This is a genomic window from Pseudoroseomonas cervicalis ATCC 49957 (assembly GCF_000164635.1).
In the GTDB taxonomy this organism is placed as follows: Bacteria; Pseudomonadota; Alphaproteobacteria; order Acetobacterales; family Acetobacteraceae; genus Pseudoroseomonas; species Pseudoroseomonas cervicalis.
In genome coordinates this window covers 724,278-728,502 of sequence record NZ_GG770777.1, presented here as the reverse complement: position 1 = coordinate 728,502, position 4,225 = coordinate 724,278, and the positions used below count along the sequence as shown (strand labels likewise).

Genomic DNA, 4,225 nt, shown 5'->3' with positions numbered 1-4,225 from the left:
CGCGCGGCGCGCCTGGGCGCAGCCGCGCTTCGCCAGCGATCCCTTCACCCTCGGCGTGGCCTCTGGCGATCCCTGGCCGGATGGCGTGGTGCTGTGGACCCGGCTGGCGCCGGAGCCGCTGGCGCCCGGTGGCGGCATGCCGAAGCTGGCCGTGCCGGTGCGCTGGTCGGTGGCCGAGGACGCGGCGATGCAGCGCGTGGTGCGGCAGGGCGAGGCGCTGGCCCGCCCCGAGCTGGGCCATGCCGTGCATGTCGAGCTGTCCGGCCTGCGCCCGGGCCGCCCCTACTGGTACCGTTTCCAGGCGGGGGAGGCGCTGTCGCGCATCGGCCGCACCCGCACCGCGCCGGCCGCGGATGCCGCGCCGGCGGCGCTGCGCTTCGTCAATGCCGGCTGCCAGAATTACGAGCAGGGCCATTTCACCGCCTGGCGCCATGTGGCGGAGGAGGAAGGGCTCGATTTCGTCTTCCACTATGGCGACTACATCTATGAGGGCGGTGCGCGGGGCGGCCAGCCGCGCCGGCACAACAGCGCCGAGACCTACAGCCTGGACGAGTACCGGGCGCGCTACGCCCTGTACAAGCTGGACCCCGACCTGGCGGCGGCGCAGGCGGCGCATCCCTTCCTGCACTCCTTCGACGACCATGAGGTGGACAACAACTGGGCCGGGGAATTCTCCGAGGAGGATGGCAGCCGCACTGGCCACCCCGCCGTGCCGCCGGAGATCTTCGCCCTGCGCAAGCAGGCCGCCTTCCAGGCCTGGTACGAGCATATGCCGCTGCGCCGGGCCCAGCTGCCGCGCGGCCCCTCGATCCAGGCCTGGCGCGGCTTGCGCTTCGGCGGGCTGCTGCAGGTCGCGGTGCTCGACACCCGCAGCGGCCGCACCGACCAGCCCTGCGGCGACACCACCGCCGCCCCCTGCGAAGGTTGGCCGGACCCCGCCGCCCGCATGATGGACCCCGCGCAGGAGGCCTGGCTGCTCGACCGGCTGCGCCCTGGCCGCGCCCGCTGGCAGTTGCTGGCGCACCAGGTGCCCATCCTGCAGCGGGATTTCGGCGGCCCCGGCGCGCCGCGCTGGGCGATGGACAAATGGGATGGCTACCCGGCGGCGCGGGAGCGGCTGCTGGCCCATGTCGAGGCTGCGCGCCTGCCCGGCCTGCTGGCCATCTCGGGCGATGTCCACGCCGCCTGGGCCGGCACGCTGCACCGCGACGCGGCGGGGCCGGACGGGCCGGCGCTGGGCTGCGAATTCACCGCCACCTCGATCAGCTCGGGCGGCGACGGGTCGGAGCAGCTGTCCTCCACCCCGCGCGTGATGGCGCAGAACCCGCACCTCACCTTCTACAACAACCGCCGCGGCTACACGCTGCACGAGCTGGGCCCCGACCGCATAACCGCCCGCTTCCGCGCCCTGGCCGAGGTGACGCGCCCGGGGGCTGCGCGGGAGGATCGCGGCGCGCTGGTGGTGGAGCATGGCGCCAGCCGGCTGCTGCCGGGCTGAGGCGCCCCGCCGCGAGGGTCAGGATGCGCGCAGGGCTTCCCTGCGGCGGGCGGGCGCATCGGCGGTAGCCCTGCACCCTGACCTCGGTCTATCCTGGCCGGCCAAGAATGACTTTTGAGGACGCTGAGTGTCATGACGGTGCGCGGGTGGCAGCCCGGAAGCTGGCGCGAAATGCCGATCCGGCAGGTCCCGGACTATCCGGACCAGGCCAGGTTGAACGCCATGGAATCCCGCCTCGCGAGCTTTCCCCCGCTGGTTTTTGCAGGTGAGGCCCGCAGGCTGCAGCAGTCCCTGGCCCAGGCCGGGCAGGGGCGGGCCTTCGTGCTGCAGGGCGGCGACTGCGCCGAGAGCTTCGCCGACTTCAAGGCGAACCCGATCCGCGACACCTTCCGGGTGCTGCTGCAGATGGCGGTGGTGCTGACCTTCGGCGGCTCCCTGCCGGTGGTGAAGCTCGGCCGCATGGCGGGGCAGTTCGCCAAGCCGCGCTCCTCGGACACCGAGACGCAGGAGGGCGTGACGCTGCCCTCCTATCGCGGCGACATCATCAACGGCCCCGAATTCACCCCCGAGGCCCGGGTGCCCGACCCGGCGCGGATGGAATTCGCCTATATGCAGTCGGCCGGCACGCTGAACCTGCTGCGCGCCTTCGCCACCGGCGGCTATGCCGATCTGCACGAGGTGCATCGCTGGAATCTCGGCTTCGTCGCCCGCTCGCCGCTGGTCGACCGCTATCGCGACCTGGCCGCGCGCATCGACGAGACGCTGCGCTTCATGGCCGCCTGCGGCATGTCCAACGCCCCCCAGGTGCGCGAGACCGAGTTCTACACCAGCCACGAGGCGCTGCTGCTTCCCTATGAGGAAGCCCTGACCCGCGTCGATAGCACCACCGGCGACTGGTATGCCTGCTCGGCCCATTTCCTGTGGATCGGCGACCGCACCCGCCAGCCCGAGGGCGCGCATGTCGAGTTCCTGCGCGGGGTGAAGAACCCGCTCGGCCTGAAGGTCGGCCCGACCACCGACCCCGACGAGCTGGTGAAGCTGACGGAGATCCTGAACCCGGAGAACATCCCGGGCCGGCTGACGCTGATCAGCCGCATGGGCGCCTCCAAGGTGGCCGACAAGCTGCCGCCGCTGCTGCGCGCCGTGCAGCGCGCGGGGCGCGAGGTGGTGTGGATCTGCGACCCGATGCACGGCAACACCCACACCGCCGGCAGCTACAAGACCCGCTCCTTCGACGCCATCCTGTCCGAGCTGCGCGGCTTCTTCGACGCGCACCAGGCGGAAGGCACCTGGGCCGGCGGCGTGCATGTCGAGATGACCGGCAGCGACGTCACCGAATGCATCGGCGGCGCGCACAAGCTGTCGGAGGCCGATCTCTCCGCCAACTACGCCACCTTCTGCGACCCCCGGCTGAATGCCGAGCAGGCGCTGGAGCTGGCCTTCCTGGTCGCCGAGGAGCTGAAGGCGCGGCGGCCCGAGGGGGCGGTGCTGCCGCTGATCGCGGCGCAATGACCGACGGGCTGCCGCCGCCGGGCGGCCCCTCCCGCGGGCCGGCCCATGGCCCGTCGGGCGGTCCCGTGGGCGATGAGGCCATCGCCCGCCAGACCGACGCCTATTTCAACCGCACCAAGGCCATCGTGCAGCGCTTCGGCGATTGCACGGTGACCTATGCGGTGTTCCTCCGCCGCCCCGTGGTCAGCGCGCCGCGGCTGATGATCGACTGGCTGGAGCGCGTCGCCGCCGAGCGCGGCACCCGCTTCGAGATCGAGCTGATGCACAAGGAAGGCGAGTGGGTGGGCGCGGGCGATCCGATCATCTACCTGACCGGCTCCTTCACCCATCTCTCCGATCTCGAGACCATCTATCTGCAGAAGCTGGGCCCGGCCTGCGTCGCCGCGCACAATGCCTTCCAGATGTGCCTGGAACTGCCGCAGGCGGCCTTCCTGGCCATGGAGGCACGGCACTGCGCCGGCGCCGAGATGCAGGAGATGATGGCCTATGCCGCCGCCGTCGGCAGCGCCGCCGCAAGGCGCGAGGGCGCGCGCGGCTTCATCGGCAATGCCAATGACCTGACGGCCCATTGGTTCGGCAATGCGCGCGGCTATGGCACCATGCCGCATGCCCTGATCGGCTATGCCCGCAGCACCGTGCGCGCCGCCGAGATGTTCCACGAGGCCTTCCCGGACGAGCCGCTCACCGTGCTGGTCGATTATTTCGGCCGCGAGGTGACGGACACGCTGGCGCTCTGCCAGCGCTTCCCGGATCTGGCGGGGGAGGGGCGGCTCTCCGTCCGCCTCGACACCCATGGCGGGCGCTTCCTGGAGGGGCTGGACCCGGCGGAATCCTACGCGGTGCTGGAGCGCCACGCGCCCGGCGCCATCCGCCGCTACCGCTCCGACACCGAGCTGCGCCACCTGGTGGGCACCGGCGTCTCCGCCGCCGCCATCTGGCGCATGCGCGAGGCGCTGGACCAGGCCGGCTTCCCCAAGGTGCGCATCGTCGCCTCCTCGGGCTTCGGCGTGACCAAGTGCCGGGTGATGAACGAGGCCCGCGCGCCGGTCGATGTCGTCGGCACCGGCAGCTTCATCCCCAACACCTGGAGCGAGACCTATGCCACCGCCGATATCGTCTCCTATGACGGTGTGGCGCGGGTGAAGCTGGGGCGCGAGTTCCTGCTGCACAAGAATGGTGCGCGGAAGAAGAACAGCAATTAAGGGTTCTTTTTTG

3 protein-coding genes are annotated in these 4,225 nt (G+C 71.4%); all 3 read left to right on the top strand.

Annotated elements, in window-relative coordinates:
- Window positions 1-1,498, top strand: a 1,498-nt coding sequence (locus HMPREF0731_RS03120; protein WP_007002560.1) for an alkaline phosphatase D family protein, incomplete at its 5' end; no start/stop codon positions are given.
- A 132-nt stretch (window positions 1,499-1,630) separates the two neighbouring features.
- Window positions 1,631-3,010: a class II 3-deoxy-7-phosphoheptulonate synthase gene (locus tag HMPREF0731_RS03115; RefSeq protein WP_040611886.1), complete on the top strand. Its 1,380-nt coding sequence runs from the start codon at window positions 1,631-1,633 to the stop codon at window positions 3,008-3,010.
- Window positions 3,007-4,212 (top strand): beta/alpha barrel domain-containing protein, encoded by a 1,206-nt coding sequence (locus tag HMPREF0731_RS03110; RefSeq protein ID WP_007002558.1) that lies wholly within the window; start codon window positions 3,007-3,009, stop codon window positions 4,210-4,212. Before HMPREF0731_RS03115 ends, HMPREF0731_RS03110 begins: the two co-directional genes overlap by 4 nt.
- Window positions 4,213-4,225 lie beyond the last annotated feature (13 nt).